This window comes from Ignavigranum ruoffiae, from assembly GCF_900110675.1.
GTDB classification, from domain to species: Bacteria; Bacillota; Bacilli; order Lactobacillales; family Aerococcaceae; genus Ignavigranum; species Ignavigranum ruoffiae.
On the sequence record NZ_FOEN01000006.1, the window covers coordinates 108,665 to 130,993 of the forward strand.

Annotated in this window: 19 protein-coding genes and 1 other annotated feature; of the genes, 16 read left to right on the forward strand and 3 right to left on the reverse strand. The window is 40.4% G+C overall.

Features of this window, described 5'->3' with window-relative positions:
• Positions 1-7 precede the first annotated feature (7 nt).
• From BMX34_RS06205 to BMX34_RS06240, 8 genes are all read left to right on the forward strand, one after another.
• Entirely contained in the window at positions 8-697 is a 690-nt protein-coding gene (locus BMX34_RS06205; RefSeq protein WP_092571917.1) for a 5'-methylthioadenosine/adenosylhomocysteine nucleosidase, read from the forward strand.
• Between the two features lie 250 nt (positions 698-947).
• Positions 948-1,553: a 30S ribosomal protein S4 gene (rpsD, locus tag BMX34_RS06210; RefSeq protein WP_092571918.1), complete on the forward strand. Its 606-nt coding sequence runs from the start codon at positions 948-950 to the stop codon at positions 1,551-1,553.
• A 195-nt stretch (positions 1,554-1,748) separates the two neighbouring features.
• Positions 1,749-3,470, forward strand: a complete 1,722-nt coding sequence (locus BMX34_RS06215) for a septation ring formation regulator EzrA (protein WP_092571919.1) — start codon at positions 1,749-1,751, stop codon at positions 3,468-3,470.
• An 84-nt stretch (positions 3,471-3,554) separates the two neighbouring features.
• The gene (locus BMX34_RS06220) at positions 3,555-4,697 is read left to right on the forward strand and encodes a cysteine desulfurase family protein (RefSeq protein ID WP_092571920.1); all 1,143 of its coding nucleotides are present in this window, start codon (positions 3,555-3,557) and stop codon (positions 4,695-4,697) included.
• Positions 4,698-4,709: 12 nt separating this feature from the next.
• Positions 4,710-5,924, forward strand: coding sequence for a tRNA uracil 4-sulfurtransferase ThiI (thiI, locus tag BMX34_RS06225; RefSeq protein WP_092571921.1), 1,215 nt, complete (start codon positions 4,710-4,712; stop codon positions 5,922-5,924).
• Positions 5,925-6,003: 79 nt separating this feature from the next.
• Entirely contained in the window at positions 6,004-6,504 is a 501-nt protein-coding gene (locus BMX34_RS06230; protein WP_092571922.1) for a redoxin family protein, read from the forward strand.
• A 119-nt stretch (positions 6,505-6,623) separates the two neighbouring features.
• On the forward strand, positions 6,624-7,841 hold the full coding sequence (locus BMX34_RS06235) for a diaminopimelate decarboxylase family protein (protein ID WP_092571923.1): 1,218 nt from the start codon (positions 6,624-6,626) through the stop codon (positions 7,839-7,841).
• Positions 7,842-7,899: 58 nt separating this feature from the next.
• Entirely contained in the window at positions 7,900-8,355 is a 456-nt protein-coding gene (locus BMX34_RS06240; protein WP_092571924.1) for a hypothetical protein, read from the forward strand.
• Positions 8,356-8,417: 62 nt separating this feature from the next.
• On the opposite strand, the gene BMX34_RS06245 is transcribed toward BMX34_RS06240, so the two are convergent.
• The gene (locus BMX34_RS06245) at positions 8,418-9,320 is read right to left on the reverse strand and encodes a hypothetical protein (protein WP_092571925.1); all 903 of its coding nucleotides are present in this window, start codon (positions 9,318-9,320) and stop codon (positions 8,418-8,420) included.
• A 169-nt stretch (positions 9,321-9,489) separates the two neighbouring features.
• On the opposite strand from BMX34_RS06245, the gene BMX34_RS06250 reads away from it, so the two are divergent.
• A complete protein-coding gene (locus BMX34_RS06250; RefSeq protein ID WP_092571926.1) occupies positions 9,490-10,095 on the forward strand; it encodes a rhodanese-like domain-containing protein in 606 nt (201 codons plus the stop codon).
• Here BMX34_RS06250 and BMX34_RS06255 read toward each other — a convergent pair.
• A complete protein-coding gene (locus tag BMX34_RS06255) occupies positions 10,092-10,745 on the reverse strand; it encodes a class I SAM-dependent methyltransferase (RefSeq protein WP_092571927.1) in 654 nt (217 codons plus the stop codon). The two genes, BMX34_RS06250 and BMX34_RS06255, sit on opposite strands and share 4 nt — an antisense overlap.
• Before the next feature lies 1 nt (position 10,746).
• Positions 10,747-11,424 (reverse strand): GTP pyrophosphokinase, encoded by a 678-nt coding sequence (locus BMX34_RS06260; protein WP_159428869.1) that lies wholly within the window; start codon positions 11,422-11,424, stop codon positions 10,747-10,749.
• 104 nt (positions 11,425-11,528) lie between these two features.
• Here BMX34_RS06260 and BMX34_RS06265 point away from each other — a divergent pair, with 104 nt between their 5' ends.
• The 7 genes from BMX34_RS06265 to BMX34_RS06295 all read left to right on the forward strand — a co-directional run.
• A complete protein-coding gene (locus BMX34_RS06265) occupies positions 11,529-12,263 on the forward strand; it encodes an NAD-dependent protein deacylase (RefSeq protein WP_092571929.1) in 735 nt (244 codons plus the stop codon).
• The gene (locus BMX34_RS06270; protein ID WP_092571930.1) at positions 12,260-12,838 is read left to right on the forward strand and encodes a DNA-3-methyladenine glycosylase; all 579 of its coding nucleotides are present in this window, start codon (positions 12,260-12,262) and stop codon (positions 12,836-12,838) included. The genes BMX34_RS06265 and BMX34_RS06270 overlap by 4 nt, the downstream gene beginning before the upstream one ends.
• 101 nt (positions 12,839-12,939) lie before the next feature.
• Positions 12,940-13,140, forward strand: a binding site (T-box leader).
• A 40-nt stretch (positions 13,141-13,180) separates the two neighbouring features.
• Positions 13,181-15,808 (forward strand): valine--tRNA ligase, encoded by a 2,628-nt coding sequence (locus tag BMX34_RS06275; RefSeq protein WP_092571931.1) that lies wholly within the window; start codon positions 13,181-13,183, stop codon positions 15,806-15,808.
• A gap of 59 nt (positions 15,809-15,867) precedes the next feature.
• Positions 15,868-17,187: a bifunctional folylpolyglutamate synthase/dihydrofolate synthase gene (locus tag BMX34_RS06280; protein ID WP_092571932.1), complete on the forward strand. Its 1,320-nt coding sequence runs from the start codon at positions 15,868-15,870 to the stop codon at positions 17,185-17,187.
• A gap of 51 nt (positions 17,188-17,238) precedes the next feature.
• Complete coding sequence (gene radC, locus BMX34_RS06285; protein ID WP_234971684.1) at positions 17,239-17,925, forward strand: RadC family protein; 687 nt, start codon at positions 17,239-17,241, stop codon at positions 17,923-17,925.
• A 146-nt stretch (positions 17,926-18,071) separates the two neighbouring features.
• Positions 18,072-18,272, forward strand: coding sequence for a cold-shock protein (locus BMX34_RS06290; RefSeq protein ID WP_092571934.1), 201 nt, complete (start codon positions 18,072-18,074; stop codon positions 18,270-18,272).
• Positions 18,273-18,633: 361 nt separating this feature from the next.
• The coding region (locus BMX34_RS06295; RefSeq protein ID WP_143440735.1) for a hypothetical protein at positions 18,634-22,329 on the forward strand (3,696 nt) is incomplete at its 3' end.

Here is a 22,329-nt window from a genome sequence, read left to right on the forward strand (position 1 = left end):
GGAAAAGATGAAGTACGGAATTATCGGCGCCATGGAAGAAGAAATTTCATTGCTGAAAGAACGCTTAAGTAAAATAGAAATGATTCAGGTGGCCAATTTTGAAATTGTGACAGGTTACCTCGGCAAACATCAAATTTATTTAATGAAGTCAGGCATTGGTAAAGTCAATGCTACTATTTCGACAACTTTGCTTATTCAGCATTGTCAGCCTGATGTCATTATCAACACCGGCTCAGCAGGGGCTCTGGACCCTGGTTTGAAGGTGGGCGATATTGTGATTGGCCAGGCCTTTCGTTATCACGATGTCGATGTGACTAGCTTTGGCTATCAGCTAGGTCAGATGGCTGGTATGCCAGCGGAATATTTCCCTGATAGTGTCTGGGTTCGGTCCGCTCAAACTCAAGCCCGTCTGTTAAATAAAGAACCGGTCATCTGTACGATTGTATCGGGCGACCAATTTATTGGCAATCAAGCTGGACGTGAGAAAATCCGCCAGAATTTTCCCCGGGCGCGGGCTTGTGAGATGGAATCCACAGCCATTGCCCAAACTTGTAGTATTTTCAACGTACCTTTTGTCATTATTCGGGCAATTTCAGACCAAGCTGATGGATCGGCTTCAATCGATTTCGATCAATTCATTATCGAAGCCGGACGCACTGCAGCCAGTTTGGTCGAAGCCATGATTATGGCAAGTTAATGATTGATGTGTTTGAAAGTTGACTTTAACTGAATAAATTTAATTTAGTCCTTGCGTCTGGTCCGAGCTTATGTTATATTATCCTTTGTGTAAAATAATGCAGCGTAAAAAAAGAAAGCGCGTCAACAGTTGACAACCAAAAGGGATATCAGTAACTGCGGCTGCAAGGGTGAAAGTATCGTGGCAACTGCACGCATTCGGTTTTTTATCAATTATTTTACTCCAAATCAAATCATGGAGGAATAATATTATGTCAAGATATACTGGACCATCATGGAAAAGATCTCGTCGATTAGGTATTTCATTAACTGAATCTGGAAAGGAATTGGCTAAACGTCCTTTCCCACCAGGACAACATGGTAATGCACGCCACAAATTATCGGAATATGGTATGCAATTGCAAGAAAAACAAAAATTACGTTTTATGTATGGATTAAATGAACGTCAATTTGCTACTTTATTCAAGAAAGCTGGCAAAATGGAAGGTAAGCACGGTGAAAACTTCATGCGCCTTCTAGAGACTCGTTTAGATAACTTAGTGTTCCGCTTAGGTTTTGCCGCTACTCGCCGTCAAGCCCGTCAAATGGTTAACCACGGTCATATTTTAGTGGATGGCAAACGAGTTGATATCCCATCATACTTGGTTCAACCGGAACAAGTCATCTCAATTCGTGAAAAATCACAAGATTTAGCAATGATTAAAGAAAATCTTGAGAACTTGGTATCTCGTTTAGACTTCGTATCATATGATGAAGCGAGCAAATCTGGTAAGATGACTCGTTTACCAGAACGAAGCGAACTTAATGCCGAAGTTGATGAAGCCCTTGTCGTAGAATACTACAACAAATTAGGTTAATCATAAAGTATCTTAGGCAGGTAGGAATCGTTGATTCTTACCTGTTTTCTTTTTTGAATGGCTATGTTTTGTCGAAATAAGTTGACAGAGGCATTTTTGCCTTTAAATAAGGGTAATTGAATGATATAATTTAGGATGATAATCCATACTCATAAACCACATGGGATAGGCAATTGATAGTAGAGGAGCGGAAACATGTCACTAACATTTACCGATATATTATTTATCTTAGTGATTTTATTCGTTGTAGTTCTCGGCATTATATATTATTTAAAAACACAACGGAACAAAGAAATTACTGAATTAGAAGAACGTAAAGAAGCCATGATGAGTGTCTCTGTGGCAGATCAGCTTTTCACCCTCAAGAATATGGATCTTGCTGGTCAAACCAAACGTAAGTATGAAAGTTTGGTGGCTTCTTGGCAAACGATGACTAATTTCAAATTTACTGAGATTGAAGCTGCCTTGGTAGGCGCAGAGCAATATACCGAGCAGATGAATCTTGGTCGAGCTAAGAGAGCCCTAGATGAGGCTCGCGAAATGCTCGATGAAACAGAAAGCGCGGTCTACGAGCTTCATGAAGAGCTGACTGCCTTACTCGAACTACCAGAAACCAACCATGAACGTCATGAAGGTTTCTTAGATCGATACAATAAAGCACGTAAGAATGTGATGAACCATAGTTTTGATTATGGACCAGCTATTGAAACATTGGAGAAAAACTTACAATATATGGAACTCAACTTCACTCGTTATAATGAAGTGACCACGGAAGGGGACCATATCGAAGCCGAAGCCATGTTGGATCAAATTGAAACAGAAATTTCGACTTTAGAAGACATTTTGGAAAAAATACCGAAAATGTACGAAAAGATTAAAGATGATTACGAAGATGCCTTAGATGATTTAAAAGATGGCTATCAACAAATGCTAGACCAACATTTCAACTTTGAGAATCATCATGTCATCGAAGATATTGACGAAATTCGTGAGAAATTAAATGAAGCCAAATCAGAAATAAAGAATGCCGATTTAGCCGATGCCCAAATCCTGATGGATAAATCTCAACGTGAAATCAATGCTTTGTATGAATACTTAGAGTCAGAAATTCAGGCCAAGGACTATGTGAATAAACATTTGAACCAACTTAAAGCACAGATTGAAGCTGTGATGGAACACAATCGTTATGCAGGCATCGAGGTGGATCGTATCGCTCAATCTTACTTATTACATGAGAATGAAGTGGATCAAATCAATGAACTCACCGATCAAATTTCTGCCGAGCATCGCAAGTATATAGACCTAGATAATTCACTGGTTGAAAGAGATGCCGTTTATTCCAATGTCGCTGAAATGATCCGCAAAATTGGTCAAAGACTTAGCGACATTGATGAAAAACAACAAGCCATTATCGCCCGTCTAGGAGAATTAAATAAACGCGAGAAAGAAGCTAAATCTAATCTCGATTTATATGAGCTGGATATGCGTAATATGAAGCGCCGACTTGAAAAGCAACACCTGCCTGGTTTACCAGAATCGTACTATAGTAAATTCTATAATGTGACAGACCAAATTGAATTTCTCTCTCAGCAGTTGAATCGGGTTCGAATTGATATGAATGAGATTGAACAGATTGCTGACAAATTAGAGAACGATCTGAGCGAGTTGGAAGAAACGACTGAGCAAATTGTCGATGCTTCTGCTCTTACGGAATACATGATTCAACATTCCAATCGTTTCCGCTATGATGTGCCGGAAATGGATCGGGCCATTCGTGATGCTGAACATTATTTCTATGATGAATTTAGATATCCAGAAGCTTTAAATGTAATTGAGAAAGTTCTTCGGCGGGTGGATCCAGATGGACCAACTCAAGTCCGTCGCATGTATCACCAAGAGAAACAAAGCCGTCTGTAGATTTAACCGAAAAACGGATCGTAGGTCATCGACTTATGATTCGTTTTATTCTTTTTGATTGTTAATTTGATAAGGGGGAACTCTATGTATTATTTTGATAATAGCGCCACCACCCAACCCTTAGAGGAAGTCTTGACGACTTATCAAAAGGTGGCTGAAAGATATTTCGCCAATCCTTCCAGTGCCCATCGTTTAGGTGAAGAGGCCAAGGCTTTATTAAATCAAGCCCGGCAACAAATTGCGGATATTTTGGCTTTTAAGGAAGATGAGATTTACTTCACTGCTTCGGGAAGTGAGGCCAATAATTGGTTCTTAAGAGCGGTAGTGCCGGCTTTGAAAGAGCGCCGTTCGAAGAATCAAGCCAAAGTCTTAATATCGGCGATAGAACACCCTTCGATGTTGAGACAACTGGATATCTTATCGAATTTTGCTTGTCAATTCGAACTCATTCCAGTCGATGACCAAGGCCAAATTGACTTAATCGCTTTGGAAGAGGCTTTGAAAGACGAGCATGTACTAGCGGTGTCGACAATGGCAGTCAATAATGAAGTAGGTAGTCGACAGCCTTTAACCAAGATTGGTCAAATATTGAATAAATATCCACAAATCATCTGGCATGTTGATGCAGTTCAAGCCGTAACAGCTTGCCTGAATGATTTACACCATCCAAGAATTGATTGCTTGTCTTTATCCAGTCATAAATTCTATGCTGTTCGTGGGGTAGGTATCTTTGCTAAGAGACAACGGGTGGCCTCTCAACCGATGATTTATGGAGGTGGCCAAGAAAGATCACTGCGTTCTGGTACCGAGAATTTAGCGGGGATTGTAGCTACGGCTAAAGCTTTGCGCTTGGCGGCAGAACGGCAACATCAAACGCAAGCAAAGTTGAGCAACTTTCGCCAACAAATAATTGAACAATTCGAAACGTGTGGCTGGCACGTTTTTGCTAAAGAGCAAGCTAGTCCGCATATCATCTGTGCGGCTCTGCCACCGATTCCTGGTGAAGTGCTTCTCCATGCCTTTGAACAGGCTGATATATTTATTTCAACAACCAGTGCCTGTTCCAGTCGCCAACACCGAGCCCACGCCAGTTTAACGGCAATGGGAGTACCGGCTGAGATTTCGAATTCCGCTGTTCGACTGAGTATGTCACAATATACCACTGAAGACGAACTGAACTATGTACTTGGCCAAATACCTAAGATTAGTCAAGCATTCCAAGCCTAGAAAGGATGTCCTATGAAACGTATTGTTGTTCACTATGGAGAGCTCTCAACAAAGGGACGAAATCGCAAGTTGTTCCAACAGAGACTGGCCGACCATATTCGCTATCAGACCAAAGACTTAATAGGCCCGATCAAAATCAAACCTTGGTATGACTTTATGCATATCGAGTGGGAAGAAGAAAGCTATCAAACCATGATTGAAATATTGAAGAAGATTCCTGGCATTACTCGCTTTGAACCCTCATATCAGGTTGCCAAAGATATAGAAGCAATTAAAGACCAAGCTCGCCAGCTTTTCCAAGCCTTGAATCTCAAAGAGGGGGATTCTTTTAAAGTAGTGGCCAAGCGATCTGATAAGACCTTTGCTTATGATAGCTATGATATTCAGCGGATTGTTGGTGGAGATTTAGATGATCATTTTGCAGAACTCAATGTTTCTTTGAATCATCCCGACTATGTTTTGACGGTCTCCATTCATCAGGGCGATTATGCCTATTTAAGTCTAGATTCTTATCAAGGGATGCAAGGATTGCCTTATGGATCTAGTGGCAAAGGAATGTTGATGTTATCAGGCGGTTTTGACTCGCCGATTGCGGGCTACTTGATGATCCGACGGGGGATGGAACTTGAGATGGTTCATTTCTCCAGTCCACCTTATACCAGTCCCCAAGCTTTAGAGAAAGCTAAGAAATTAACGGCCCAGTTAAGTAAATATGCCATGCCGATTACTTTCCATGCGGTTCCTTTTGCTCGGATTCAAGAGGCTATCCGTGATCAGGTCCATGAGAATGAATCCATGACGGTCATGCGACGGATCATGTTGAGAATTACTGAAGCATTGATGCATCAACAAAAAGGTCAGGCCATCATTAATGGGGAGTCCTTAGGTCAAGTGGCTTCGCAAACCTTAACCAGTATGCAGGTGATTAATGAAGTGACTTCCACACCGATCTTAAGACCGCTGATTGCAACCGATAAGAATGATATCATTAAATTAGCCGAAGAAATCGGCACTTATGACTTGTCCAATCAACCTTACGAGGATTGTTGTACAGTCTTTGCGCCTCGTTCTCCTCATACCAAGCCCAAATTAGCAGTCATCGAAGACCAAGAAGCTAAGTTAGATTTGGAATCTTTAATTGAAGAGGCTTTGGCCAATGTCCAAACCACAGTGATTGATCCAGCATACCTCTTAAAAGAACAGCAAGAATTTTCTGACCTGCTTTAATATAATTAAAATCAGATATATTGCAAAACGACTTAGATTATCTGATAATTAAGTTATGAAGAAGGAAAGGATGATTTGAATGCAAGTAACTTTTAAAGGGAAACCCATTGAAATTCAAGGAAATCCAGTTCAAGTAGGAGAACAAATTCCAGACGTACAAATGAAGAATGGACAAGGCGAATTAGTTAGCCTACATGATTTGCTAAAAGGTAAAGTCACTGTATTAAGTGTCGTTCCAGATGTATTAACTCGTACCTGCGAATTGCAGACGAAACATTTTCAAGATGCGACGAAAGATAAAGGGTATCAATTTATCACAGCCAGTCGAAATTCGGTTGATGAATTTAACCAATGGAATCGCGATAATCAATTGAATGTGGCTAGTTTATCTGATACCAATCAAGAATTCGGTCAAGCCATGGGGATTGAAATTGATTTAGGTGGCAAAACTGTCTTAACGCGATCAGTCTTTGTCGTCGACCCTGAATTACATATTGTTTATGCTCAATATGTCCCTGAAATTGCGGAAGAACCCGACTATGAACCGGTCCTTACGGTGGCCGACCAAATTAAAGAATAATTACTCAAGCTGGCTTAAAAAGGCCAGCTTTTTTGGTGTCTTGATTCATTTACCCAAATTGTTAGCAGATTCAGCCACCTTGACTTATAATTAAACTAAGTCATATTAGGAGGTAATTTATGGAGATTCAGCAGAAGATTAAAGCATTGAGCCAGGATTTTGAAAGTTTCTATCTGTATGATGAAGCAGGAATTATTCAGGCTGCCAATCAGTTACAGGTCACTTTCCCTGAAATTTCTTTCTTATATTCAATGAAATGTAACGCCAATATGGATGTCAATCAGAGTATTTTCCGGCAGGGATATGGGGCGGATGCGGCCAGTTTACAAGAAGTATATCGGGCACAACGATTAGGGTTAAAGCCCGATCAGATTTATTATTCAGCTCCGGGTAAATCTGATAATGAAATTATCGCTGCTCTGGATAAGTCGATGATTATTGCCGATAGTTTGGCTGAGGTTCGTCGGATTGAGCAGATTGCTCAAGACCTAGAACAAGCAGTGAAGATTGGCGTGCGGATTAACCCGGCCATCTCATTTGAGGGTGGGCCTGGCACAGCATCGAAATTTGGGATCGATGAAGATCAATTTATTGATTTTGCCCAGAAAGAAAGATTAAATCACGTAGAGATTGTCGGTCTGCATATCCATTTGCGTAGTCAAGAACTGCAAGCTGAAGTGCTATTAACTTATTATCAGAATTTATTTAGATTAGCTCGGCGCATTCAAGAACACACGGGCATGGATTTGACCTATTTAAATATGGGATCTGGCATCGGTATTCCTTATAGTAGTCAAGATTCAAGACTTGATTTAGATCAATTAAAACAAGGACTTCAGCCAGCCATGAAGGACTTTAAAGAGGACTTTCCTGATGTCAACCTAATTATCGAAGTGGGACGTTATCTAGTAGGGAACCATGGTTATTATGCCAGTCGGGTGATGGATCGTAAGTTATCTCAGGGTCAGACCTTCCTGATTTTAAAGAATACGTTGAATGGTTTCATTCGGCCTTCACTAGCCCAGCTTGTCGCTAAATACAGCCAAGATGAACAACCGATGGCCAGTGAACCCCTATTTACCAAAATCGATGCCTTTGATTTTATTCCTTTAGGCGATTCAAAAACCAAAGAACGAGTTAATCTGGTCGGTAATTTGTGCACCGGAACCGATCTGATTGTCGAGCAGATTGAGCTAGAACGTTTGGAAATCGGTGATGTATTAATGATTACCAATGCTGGAGCCTATGCTCAAGTGCTATCCCCTCATCAATTTTCATCACAAGAGCGTCCGGTCGAAATTCTGCTGCGCGAGAATGGCAATATTGTTATTAATTAGAGTGAATTACGTCTGATGGATTCAAAGCCTTAATCTAGATTGAAAGGAGGGTGGGAGAATGATGAAAAAACATAAATTTTTAAAGGGTCTAGGGCTTATTATGGTCATGGTGGCCGTATTTATCTCAGCCAATACAAAAGTTTCAGGTCAAACTATATCTGCAGACTCACTAGAACAACCGCTGACCTTTATCAGTCACGTAGTGACTCGGCCCAGTGAAATCTATCTAGATCCTCAAGCGAATGAAATTATCTTTCGGAGCCAAGATGATGAAATTAGCCAAAGATTAGTAAGTATCCAGGCACAAAATGAACAAGAAATTAAATTAAAATCAGCTTATTGTTCGCGGGTTAAAGTGATTAAGGTAAGTCAACAAATCGAATGGAATCCAACTGAAGATAGTAACTTCCCTGAAGCCCAGGCCTTTCTCTTTAAGTCACGTGAAGATCGTCTTTCCATCGCTATCCGCTTAGATCCTGAAACGGACATCTACACCGAATATATATTAAAATAATTAATCAAAGCCAATCCGAACCAGCACTAAAGTCTAATCGGATTGGCTATCATTTTGTCTGATTATTCTTCATAAGAAGGGGGTTGGTTTTTAAAGTCCTTGGGGATTTCAAAATTAAGATCTTGATTGTGCTTTATTTGATCAAAAGAGACAGACAATTCTTCTTGGTCCGATGTGTTCTCAAGTGTATTTTGACCATGTATGGTGATGGAATTAAAGCTATGAGTTTCCTTGTCAACTAGGAAATGGATCTGAATATTGGCTTCATTGATCAGACGAGCATAATCTTCGACTTCATCCTTAGATAATAGTAGATCCTCTGGATCCATTCCTTGAGATGTAGCTTCTTTGTATAAGGCTTGATAGATGGCCCACCATTGATCTGGTGTATAGTTAAGCTTCCATAAAATCTGATAATCTTGGTCTGTCTGACTCATGGTGAAATTCTTAATCAGTTCGGGATCTCTCGCTAAAGCGACCATCCGTTGACCTTGCTGGGCAATATAGGGAAACCATTCTTCTTCCAACATCTGAACAATGTCCGTGAACTCGATATCTTGGCCGATATAGGATTCAATCCAAGGATCAGCGTTTACTTCGGGATCTAAATAAGTGTAGCGTAAACCGAATTTATTTTGAATGAAAAACGCTTCTGCAAAAGCATTCTCCTCGATTCCTAAATCTTTGATGGGTGAGATCTTTAATTTGGCTTTGAGGGCAAAATCGGGTTGTACTTGCAATTCCAAAGGAAGTTGAGCTTCGAAACTTTCCTCGAGATTCTCGGTACCTTCTTTAGTGAAAGACAAGTTCATTTGAAATTGAATATTTTCTAAATCTTGATAACTTTCTAGCGTCTTTTCCAGAATATCGGCTAAATCGGGGTCACTTTCTTGAGCTTGGACTGAGGGAATCATTATAAAGATAAGTAGCAAGCATAGGAAATACTTTCTAAGCTGATCAATCATAGCCTTCCTCCCAAATATTTTTATTTTCTTAATCATAAGCGAAAGGGCTAAGATGAGCAATGAATATGATTGGTATTGTTAAGTTGAGTCTTGCTTTTAGAAATTTAGCGATATAAGCTATAAGTAAGAAAAATCAGAGAAATTTGTAAACCAAGATGAGGAGTAAAACATGAATAAACTTTCCTATCAAACTTTAACAGCTGATCAACCTTATCAGCTCGTTGATATACGTCAAGCCAGTCAATTTCGTCAAGCCTTTGTTCCAGGTTCCATCAATTTGACCCTGAATAATTTTAGTAATTATGCTGAAGGGGTTCTAAATAGAGATGAGGCGATTATTTGGATCATTGACCAAACAGATTCCAGTTTAATCCAAACCATTGAAGATATTTCTGAAGGTTATTCATCCATAGGTTTTATTGAGTTTGCTGCTTTCCCGTCTGACATGCTCCAGAGCGTAGCTTCCATCCCTGCCGAAGATTTCTTAGCAATCAATCACACCGCTTATCAATTAATCGATGTCCGTCAACAGGCTGAAATAACTCGGCCAGCGCCAAAGAAAAATTTACTTTCGATTCCACTAGCCCAGCTAAAATCACAAATTAATCAATTAAATCATGAAGATAAGCAATATTTGCTCTGTGGTTCAGGAAACCGAGCGACTACAGCGGCCTCTTTATTAGCGCGGGCAGGAATGCAACCGGTTGTGATCGAAGGCGGAATGAAAGCAGTACAAGCCTGTCAAAGTATCCAAGCCACCATCAGCGAAGATTAAGCTATCTTCTTTAAAGTTATCCAGCTTTTAGAATCGGTGGCTAGAATCTTAAAGCCAAACTGCTTGGCGATATAGGTAAATGTAGGTAGAGCATAGAAGATGACATGACTGGGGTCATGCATATACCACCATTGTTCAAAATCCTTTCGTTCTTGAGGGGCAAAGTGAGTACACAGGCATAATATCCCCTTGGGGCTTAGAAGTCGGTGGAGCTGTCTAAATTCAGAAGCGGGCAGGTGAAAATGCTCTGCAACTTCAATGCAGCTAATCAGTTGATAAGCTTGATCCTTGAGTAAGCTAGTATCCGTAGCAAAATAAGGATCAAAATTAACCACCTTTTGCTGATAGTATTTATCCATCACTTGAGCTAATACTGGCTGGGGCCCCGATCCATAATCTAGTCCGAGGCTATCTCGACCTAGAGAAAAGAAGGGCGAGATGGCCTGATCGATGATACTGACGAAATATTGCTGATAGCCTGGATTGTCGAGCGCGTTTTGATGGAGTAGGTAACGATGACGTTCAGCTTGTTGGCTAAGAAATTCCTTTGGATCACGACAAATAGCCCGACAATGCGGGCAGGACCAGAAATGACCAAAAGGGTTCTGGTTAAATAATTGACAGGCATGCTGGCAGAGTAAACATTTCAATTTAGATTTCTCCTCGAAGGGTCAGCGGGGGCATGACTTCCTTATGGATGTCTTGCATTTTACGTTCAATTTGATTTAATTGCTCAGAGCAATCTAGGAGTTTACTCAGGTTATCATCTGAAAGGGTATGTTTATGCTTCGCTTTGTATTTTAATTCATGTTCAAGACTGGCCCACATATCCATGGCGACGGTTCGGAATTGGATTTCTACGGGAACTTGTAAGGCGCCACGGGAAAGATAGACTGGAATAGTAACAATCACATGGAGACTGCGATAGCCAGAGGCTTTGGGCTCTTTGATATAATCTTCACGCTGGATAATCTGCACATCGTTCTGGCTTAGTAGTAATCGCTCCATGGTATATAAATCTTCCAAATAATTACAGATGACCCGAACACCCGCAATATCATGAATATGATTCTGAGCGTCCTGCAAAGTAATAGGAAGGTTTAAACGATCCATCTTTTCAATCAGACTGTCTAAAGATTTTAAACGCTTCTCAATATGATGAATGGGATTATGTTCATAGGTAACCTTGAACTCTTGATCCAAGTTGAGAAATTTGGTATGAATCTCATTAAGCGCGGCTGAATAAATTTGGCGGAATTGTGCGAGATCGCGAATGTTTTCGGCAAATTTTTTAGCGGCAATCTGAGTTTCTTCGGCTTGACTTGTCATAATGACCTCCATTTATCTATTCTAAGTTATTATACTAGACCCATGTCCGATAAAAAAGTGCAAACGGTTTAATTTTGATATAATGTCATTAAGGAGATGATTGAATGTCGGAGCAAATTGAGGCCTTAACCGATGCCTTGAAGCAAAGTCAACGGATTGTTTTTTTCGGCGGCGCCGGTGTTTCTACGGAAAGTGGCATTCCCGATTTTCGTTCGGCGGATGGTATCTTTATGCAAGAAACGGGAAACCAGTATCGTCCAGAACAAATTATTTCGCATAGTTTCTTTAAGCGCTTTCCAGCAGTTTATTTTGATTTTCATTTTGATAAATTGGTCTATCCTTTAGCTCAACCTAATCTGGCCCACACTTTTCTAGTAGAATTAGAAAAAATGGGCAAGGATGTCAGTGTCGTTACTCAGAATATTGACGGCTTACATCAACTGGCTGGCTCTAGTAAGGTCTATGAACTTCACGGAAGTGTCTATGACAATTATTGTTTAACTTGTGGTAGACATTATTTAGTCGATCAACTGCAAAGAGATGAAGCGGGGATACCACGTTGTCCCGAAGATGGCGGTATTGTTCGGCCCAATATTGTAATGTATGAAGAGCCTTTAGACCAGCAGACCATTATGCAAGCGATTGATGCGATTCGTTCAGCTGATCTGTTAATTGTAGCTGGGACGTCTTTAGTAGTGTATCCGGCAGCGAGTTTTATTAATTACTTTCAAGGAGATCAGATGGTGATTATTAATAAATCGCCTCTACAAGTCACTTATCCTGGTGCTTTAGTCTTTGAAGATAGTATTTCCCATGTTTTTAGTCAGGTGGAATTATGATTCCCGACTGGTTCAATCGGGACACACCAACGACTGAACTGGCCCAGAACTTGATAGGCTGTCTGCTGGTTCATGAGTCAGACGAAGGAAGGTGTTCGGGTTGGATTGTGGAAACTGAAGCCTATCTAGGCTTTGAGGATCAAGCCAGTCATAGTTATCAAAGAAAGCAAACTCCGCGACTGTCAGCCCTCTATCAAGGTTTGGGTGTCTTTTATTTGTATCAAATGCGGGGGCATATTCTAATCAATGTGGTGTCTGGCTATCCGGGACAAGGAACTGGCGTTATGATTCGGGCACTTGAACCCTATCAAGGTCGGGATTTAATGGCTCAACGACGAGGAAAGTCGGGAATATTGATAAGCAATGGGCCAGCAAAATTAAGTCAAGCCTTAGGGATTAATATGTCCTATTATGGTCAGTCGGTTCAAGGTCCGGGTTTACGCATCGATTTCTCACAACGATTATCTTATGCCAAGCTGGGAGTTGGCCCTCGCATAGGCATCCCTAACAAAGGGGAGTGGACTCACAAACCCTTGCGTTATTATATAGAAGGTCATCCTTATTTAAGTAAATGATGACCTAGAAAGAAAATTCTGTCGATCAGATTTATAAAATTTACAGAGGATTGCTGGGACAACTTGCTATCCCGGCTTTTATTTGATAGAATTTTGTCGAATATGAAGCGATGAAAAGAGAAGTAGCTAGAACTCTAAGAGAGAAGGTCATTGGCTGAAAGCCTTCAACTCTAGCGAAAGTAGCTTGGAGCTTGATCAGTGAAAGCAGAGTAGTTGATCACGGAGAAGTTCGTTAAGACTTAGAGAGTGAATAGTTTATACTATTTAATTTAGGTGGTACCACGGAAAATTTCGTCCTAAGCAATTGCTTAGGATTTTTTATTTAGAAAGGAATTGGTCATTATGAAAGAAATGTCAACAAAATATGAGCCCCAGTTGGTTGAAAAAGGTAGGTATCAGACATGGTTGGACCAAGGTGTCTTTAAGCCGAGTCAAGATCCAGATGCTGAACCTTATTCAATTGTTATTCCACCTCCAAATGTAACCGGGAAATTACATCTAGGTCATGCTTGGGACGTGACTCTGCAAGATATGATCATCCGTCAGAAACGCATGCAAGGCTATGATACCTTGTGGTTGCCTGGGATGGATCATGCGGGTATTGCCACCCAAGCTAAGGTTGAAGAGAAATTACGGGTGGAAGAAGGAATCAGCCGTCACGAATTAGGACGTGAAGCCTTTCTGTATCAAGTTTGGCAATGGAAAGAAGACTATGCTCAGACTATTCGTCAACAATGGGCCAAGATGGGAATTTCAGTTGATTATGATCGGGAACGATTTACCCTCGATGAAGGCTTAAACAAAGCGGTTAACAAGGTCTTTGTTGACCTCTATGAGAAAGGTCTCATCTATCGGGGGGAATACATTATCAATTGGGATCCTGTTGCTCAGACCGCCCTTTCTGATATCGAGGTCATCCATAAAGACGATCCAGGAGCCTTCTATCATATCGCTTACCCAGTAGTGGGCTCCGATGAGCGGGTAGAGATCGCGACGACCCGTCCTGAAACCATGTTAGGCGATACAGCAATTGCAGTTCATCCAAGTGATGTTCGTTACCAACATTTAATTGGAAAGAAAGTAATTCTTCCTTTAGTTAATCGTGAAATTCCAGTGATTGCGGATCCATATGTTGATATGGAATTTGGAACGGGTGTGGTTAAGATCACCCCGGCCCATGATCCAAATGACTTTGAAGTGGGGAACCGTCACAATCTTCCCCGGATTAATGTGATGGATAAGTCAGCAACCATTAATGAAAATGGGGGTAAATATGCTGGTTTAGATCGTTTCCAAGCTCGTAAGGCAATCGTTAAAGATTTACAAGCAGCTGGATACCTGATAAAAATCGAAGAGATGGTTCACTCCGTGGGGCACTCTGAACGGTCTGATGCTGTCGTTGAACCTTATCTTTCCACCCAATGGTTTGTAAAGATGGGACCATTGGCGAAAGCAGCCATTGAAAATCAAGCGACCGACAAGGCCGTGAAATTCTACCCAGCTCGCTTTAATCAAACTTTCTTAACTTGGATGGAGAATATCCACGATTGGGTGATCTCGCGCCAACTTTGGTGGGGACATCAGATTCCGGCTTGGTATCATAAAGAGAGCGGTCAAGTCTATGTGGGTCTAGAAGCTCCGGCTGATGAAGAGAATTGGCAACGAGATCCCGATGTCTTAGATACTTGGTTTTCATCTGCTTTATGGCCTTTTACCACGATGGGCTGGCCAGAGAAGACGGAAGACTACCAACGTTATTTCCCGACCAATGCCTTAGTGACTGGCTACGATATCTTAACGTTCTGGGTATCACGGATGATCTTTCAGTCATTAGAGTTTACCGGTGAAAGACCTTTTGAGAATGTCTTACTTCATGGTTTGATTCGCGCTGAAGATGGGCGGAAGATGTCCAAATCTCTAGGTAATGGCATCGATCCAATGGATGTTATCGACCAATATGGAGTTGATGCTTTGCGTTGGTTCTTAGCTAATGGCTCAACCCCAGGCCAAGATGTTCGCTACTCCGAAGAGAAAATGGCTGCCGCTTGGAACTTTATTAATAAGATCTGGAATGCCAGTCGCTATGTGTTAATGAATGTGGATGGCATGACCCTGGATCAAATAAATATTGGTTCAGATCTGACCTTAGCTGACCAGTGGATTCTATCACGCTTACAAGAGACCATCGATCAAGTGACGCGTCTCTTCAATCAATTTGAATTTGGTGAAGCAGGTCGAATTCTCTATCACTTTATCTGGAATGATTATTGTGACTGGTATATTGAAATGACTAAGGAAAGCTTACAACAAGATAAAGACAATCAAAGTACTCAGTCAATCTTGGTCTATGTCTTGGATCAGTTCCTACGTTTATTGCATCCGGTGATGCCATTTGTCAGCGAAGAAATCTGGCAACAAATCGCTGAAGAAGGTCAATCGATTGTGGTGGCAGAATACCCAACGGTTAATGATAACTATCGCAATCCTCAAGCGGAAGCCGCCATGGAAGTCTTAATCGATGTGATTAAAGCTGTTCGGACTATCCGTAATGAAATGAACACGGGAATGGCCAAGGCGGTCGATCTCTACTTAGAAGTGACGAATCCACAGATTGAAACCATGCTCAAAGAAAATGCAGCTTATTTGGAACGCTTCTGTCATCCAGGTAGCTTGCAGATAGGTCAAAACCTAGAAACACCAGAACAAGTCGTGACCCAAACGACGCCTCATGTTAAAGTGATGATGCCTCTGTTGGGCTTAATTAAAGTAGAAGATGAAATTAAACGTTTAGAGAATGAAGCAGATAAGTTGGCTCAAGAAGTCCAACGTGTAGAAAAGAAATTAAGCAATCATAATTTTGTTAGCAAAGCCCCCGCAGACATTGTCAACCAAGAAAAAGAAAAAGGCGCCAGCTACCAGAAACAATTGCAGACTGTTCGTAATCAAATTGAACAATTAAAACAATTATAGAATAACTTTACAATGTCGGCTCAATTCTGAGAACCGTTTTGTAATAAAGGAGTCCTTCGATGAAATTTCAAACGATTGAACAGGCTTTAGCCTGGATGAATGATCAACATAAATCGGCTGAAGCAATCTCGGTAGAGAAAGTTGGCCATGCCCTCAACTACCTAGGAAACCCCCATCAAGGGTTACCCGTTATCCATATCACAGGAACCAATGGTAAAGGATCGACCACTGCCTTCTTAAGAGATTTATTACAAAGTCAGGGGTTGAAAGTGGCCACTTATACTTCGCCTCATATCATGAAATTTAATGAACGCATCTCTTATAACGGACAGAATATTTCAGATGAAGAATTAGTTGAGGTCCTAAATAAAATGGTCGAAGTCAATGAATATATGGCCAGTACTCCTTTTGGTCGATTAGTGTTCTTTGAATTGTATACGGTGATGGCAGCCTATTACTTTGCCAAGAAACAGCCAGATGTTTGTCTGATTGAAGTGGGAATTGGTGGTTATACAGATGCAACCATTCATTTTGACGGCCAGCTAGCGGTAATCACGACCATTGGCTTAGATCATGCTGATAAATTCGGAGATAAGATTGAGAATGTCGCTTATGAGAAAGCTGGCATTATTAAAGACCATGCTCAAGTAGTAACGGGGCGAATTGCACCAGACTTGTTGCAAATTATTAAGCAAAAGGTCAAAAAAGAAGAAGCAGTGCTCTCGGCCTTTGATCACGATTACCAGATTGAAAAACTTGAGAATGTCCAAGAATTGGGCAGTCGTTTTACCTGGGCTAATGATTCTTACCGAGAGAACTTTCATATTCAAATGCTAGGGTATCATCAAGTCGATAATGCAGCCGTTGCTCTCCAGGCTTTTAGTCTGTGGATGGATCAGATTCAAGGTCAGAACATTGATTGGATAGCAGCAAGCCATCGTCTCGAAACGACTCAATGGCTGGCCAGAATGGAGAAAGTCCATCAAAATCCACTGGTTTACATCGATGGCGCCCATAATACAGCAGGTTTGAATGCTTTGCGCCAAACAATGGATGAGTATTTTGCCGATTACGATTACACGATCATTTATGCAGGTCTTTCGACTAAGAATCAGGCTGAGCAGTTACCTTTGTTAATGAATTTCCCGGCTCGGGATATTTTCTTAACCGAATTTGGTCATGAAAAAGCCATGACTGCCCAAGACTATCAAGAAATAGAACAGCATGAGCTGGATACTTTCCCTAAGTTGGTTGATTGGCAAGCCTATTTGTCAGACTATTTAGGGCGACCGGCTGAAGCTAAGCATCTTTTACTCTTAACCGGTTCTTTATATTTTGTCTCTGATGTGCGAGAATTTATTGTAAATCAGAATCGTTAAGCGGATTTCTCCTCCCATTCTCTTATCTAAGATAGGATGGGAGGAGAAATTATGAATTCTAAGATTGCTTCACTGCCAACTAATGGACAACCTCGCGAACGACTACTAAATTATGGCGAGAAAGCCCTGGCTGATTATGAATTGTTGGCAATTCTATTAAGAACGGGAACTAAACAATGTAATGTTCTGGATTTAGCGACTCAGATTCTCTGTCATTTTGAGACGGGGGCGAGTTTACAGCAAGCCTCGATTGATGAATTACAAGCAGTGAAGGGCATCGGCCCAATTAAGGCGATTGAAATTAAAGCGGCGATTGAATTCGGTTATCGGATGAGTATGGCCACCCAACCCAAGCTGGGGACCATGATGTCAACTGAAATCGCAGGGCAATGGTTAGTCAAAGAGATGGCCCAACTTCATCAAGAGCATCTATTGACTCTTTTTTTGAATTCCAAGAATGAAATCATTAAGAAGAAAACCATCTTTATGGGCACTGTCAACTCCAGTGTGGCTCATCCACGCGAAATATTTAAAGAAGCGGTGAAGTTTCCCACTGCTCGTATCATCATTGCCCATAACCACCCCTCCGGCGATGTTGAACCCTCGCAAGCTGATTTAGATTTTACCCGACGCTTGATTGTCTGTGGTGAAATCATGGGAATTGAAATCTTGGATCATATTATTATTGGCCAAGAACGCTATTTGAGTTTGCGAGAAGAAACAAATATTTTTGAATGATAGGGCTTTAACTTGTATTTTGTCAGATTTATGCTAATATATACTTATGTTTTTGTAATCAGGTAGGACATTTTGTTTAGAGTGATCTGTAACATTCTTTTCGTACCGGGACAGAAATAAATTTTTGGTATGGGGAGGTATGTTACATGGCAGAAGGAAAAGTTAAATGGTTTAACGCTGATAAAGGTTTTGGCTTTATTGAACGCGATGGTGAAGAAGATGTATTTGTACATTTTTCTGCAATTCAAAGCGAAGGCTTCAAAACTTTAGAAGAAGGACAAGCTGTTTCTTTTGATATTGAAGAAGGCCAACGTGGCCCACAAGCAGCTAATGTTGTGAAAATGTAATAATTAAAAGTTGATGCGGCAGGCTTCTTAGCTTGTCGTGTTTTTTTATGTCTATTATAAGACAAAAAGGGCAGCATAGGGGCTCTTTGTTAAAGACTGTTGGTGAGTCTATGAAAGGCGATTGAAATGATTCAATCGTCTTATTTATTTTAGAAAGCCAAAGTTGAGCGTGATGAAAATATATTGCCTTTAGCAAAATTTCACCTACCCCTTCCTCTCAATGAATGTTGTAAATTTCGCAAAATAATTTTTGAAAATTTAGAAATCAAAGCTTTTAAATGTTGATTGTCGTGGATTTATTTCCTATAATGAGTTCAAGTTGTCATTATTTATGTCTAAAAATTGAAGAAAAGGGTAGAATATGAGAAAGGAAAATTTCGAGTCATTTAGGTTGACTCGTTTTAAGATGCGTAAAATTGGAAATAGGTGGATAAGGATTGGGTTAACCCGTCTTGGTTTTTTAAATATTGAGTCTGCAGATATCTCAGATGAAGCCGTCGATGAAAATCATCACATCGTCAAGAACGCTCTAAAAGGCGCTCTCTCTTTTGGTGCTTTATCTGGAGGTATTTTTTTAGATAATAATTTAACCTATGCACAAGAAGTTGATCAAGAATTCTTAGCTGAAGAAACTTCAGTAGCGATCTCTCAACCGAGTTTGACCGAAACTACGAGTCAAAGTCAAGAATTGACCACCGTTGAAAGTACTGAGAACCTTGAGTCTACTTCTGCTTCTATTAGTCAAGAACTCAGCGAACAAGCTTTATCAAATTCTATCTCTGAATCAGAATCAACCTTAATTTCTGAATCAATGAGTGAATCTGAGTCCCTGAGTTTGTCTGAGTCAATCTCGGAAAGTCAGTCTGAACAATTAAGTTTATCTTTATCGACAGAAACGAGCGAATCGATCAGTAGTTCTGAATCTATATCACAAAGCTTGAAAGATTCGATGAGTGAGACTAGCCAGGATTTGAATACGATTGAAACGGTAAGCCCTCAGTCTACTTTAAATACTGAAGTCAGTAGTGAAGTTCTTCCAACAACTTCAGAAAATGATTTAAATTCTACTGTAATTGATAGCAACATAGCTCCAGTAAAAGTTATTGAAGATTTACCAGTCTTAGATACAGATCCAGCGACTGGTAATTTAGTCATTAATTATAATGACGGTACCAGTGAGACTGTTCCTGATTCAGGGATTGTCTTGGTAAACCCAAATGATTTAAGAGATGCTCAATTAAAATCGTTAGGAATTAATCCAAATGAAATTTCTGGTACCATGCTGTTTGCGATGGCGGCCACTGAGCCTATGGCAGCAACAGGTTCAACCCTCGAGTCTTCAACCATCCCCCAACTGAGTGGCGTGGTTTATAAAGCTTCAGGAATCCGCTATATGGGATTGGAAGAACCGGCTAGAGGATCTGGGACTAGCAATACAATTACCATGACTTTGACTTCTTGGTTTGATAGTTTCGCAGCTACGGGTCCCAATACTGATTATAGTACTCTTGCTGGAAAGTATGTGGTAGAATTCGCGAACTCTGAATTATACGACAATATTGCTAGTTTAAGTTTCAGTAATAACGGAACGGGAACGCCTAAGTACTTCCAAATCTTTGAAGGCGGTAAATACTGGTCATTAGATTTAGCTAGCATGCAATTAGGACCATTAGGTTCTGTTCAGAATGACACGATTACAATCACTTTGAAAAATGGGGCGACACTAGATAGCCTAGGCTTAACTGGCAACTACGGTTTGCAATCATTCTTAGTGAATACGAACAATCAACTGATGATGACGAGTTATGACAACTCATATATTTCGAGCACTACCGCTGTGACCGATGCAGCTAGTTTCGCAAGTAAATTTACCAATGGGCGGATGACCAACAAAGTAAACTTAGTCCCACAAGATCAAGCGGGTATCTCAAATTCCTATAAGGGGACGGCTGTTCCTACTGTATTGGACGGTACCTCAATTAAATCGACCCATATCTTTAAACCTGATGAGAACTTCTTGGAATCAGATAATAACTGGGTTTTAAATATTCATGAATTAATTCCAACCGAGTTAATTCCATATATTAATTTGGATCGGGTTTATTTATATAATTCAGATTATGCTGGAAATATTGGTCCGGTAAATACTGCCAGTTATCCGACCAATCCGATTAAGTTAGTAGTGGGTCCCGATGGAGTGGTGGATACTGCCAATACACCAGCGATTAGTATTTTAAATAATCAAACTACTACTCAGCTGAAATCAGCACGAAACACTTTAAATGATAATGTATTTTGGGGAACATTAGGTCAAACACGGGCTTATACTATTCAATATACGTTGAAAGATGAATACAATGATGCGGCTGGTTTGATGGCTATCTCCGATTTGTTAGCTAATAAAGCGGATATGACCTTTGAGTCTTGGATAACGGCAGATTATTTAGATTCAAAAAATAATGTCAATGATGGTAAGGCATTAGCGGGTTCATATGCCAATGCTTTCTTATACCAATCTGACTTGGATAATGATGGAATCCCTGACAAGTTAGAATCTGCTTATGGAACGGATGTTAATAATCCAGATACTGACGGTGACGGAGTAGGAGATGGGGTCGAAGTATTAGGCTTACCAGAAGCAGGCGTTTCTAAAACAAATCCTTTAGATGGTAAAGACTATATTCCAGGAACACCGACTACAAGCACGAATATGATTGATACTACTAAAGCTACGACGGTTCCAATTACTATTGATAAGTTTGAATCATCTATTACTGATTCGACGACAGGAATCAGCACGCCAATTAATGTAACCAATACGAACACGGCTGGAATTATTGTGGATTTAGTATCCTTTGATCCATTAACTGGGAAGTATGATATGAATAAGGTTTATGGAACGACTACCTTACCAGGTCTTCCTCAAAAGGCGGCAGATGGTAGCACTTATTATATTGTCGATGGTTCAAGCAATATTTCGATTGCAGCCAATAAAATCCCAACGACAGAGAAGTTTGTAGCTTTGGTTGCTCGTAGTTCTAATGGTCTCAATCCAACCCTGGGTACTATTATTGAGTTGGGACAACAGGATTCATTATCATTGAATACTTCAGCATCAATATCTGCATCGACTTCAGATTCCTTGTCTGCATCACAATCTGTGCAATCTGATCGCTTATCACAATCTTTGAGTGATTCAGTCGCTTCACAAAATTCTCTATCTGTTTCAGTAAGTCAAAGTGAGAGCGCCAAATTTGTAAGTACTTTAAATAGCCAAGCTTCAAGCTTGACAGCTAAAGATTCAACCTCTATATCACAAGATCTTAGCAATTTTAATGCGACCAGTGCGAGTGCTTCGATGAGTGAATCGAATCGACTATCGGATAGTACTAAACTCAGTGAATCTGCCAGAAGTAGTTTATCTGTATCAGCCAGTCAATCTAAGATGAGTTCTTTAAGTGTTTCTCAATCAACGCTAGATTCATTAAATACTAGTTTCTCGCAAAGTCAATCACTACGGAGTCAAAGTAATGCATCGATGATTGCTTCGGCCTCTACTTCTTATTCACAATCCGTTTCTACCTCAGCCAGTCTTAGTGGGATTGCCAATTCTACCTCAAGAGCTTCTGTAAGTACGTCTTTATCGACGTCTGCTTCAACAGCTTCATTGAGTGTAAGTAGATCACAGTCCACATCTCAATCTGTATTGAATAGCCAAAATTCTTTACTGTCTCAAAGTGTATCTCAATCGACGAGTATGAGTCTGGCAGTTGTCATAGCTCAATCCACAGCTGCAGCACAAGCATTATCAAATTCTTTATTACTTAATTCGCAAGAGAGTGACTCGCTATCAACAAGTACTAGTATTTCAATCAGTAATTTAAATTCCTATTCCATTAGATATTCTGAATCTTTAAGTGATTCAATCAGCGTTTCAGCATCAGAATCACTTTCAACTAGCATTTCGAAATCTAATAGCATAGTTGCTTCTGAATCGCTAAGTACCTCAGTATCCGACTCTGAATCGTTGAGCACGTCCATCTCAGATTCTGAATCA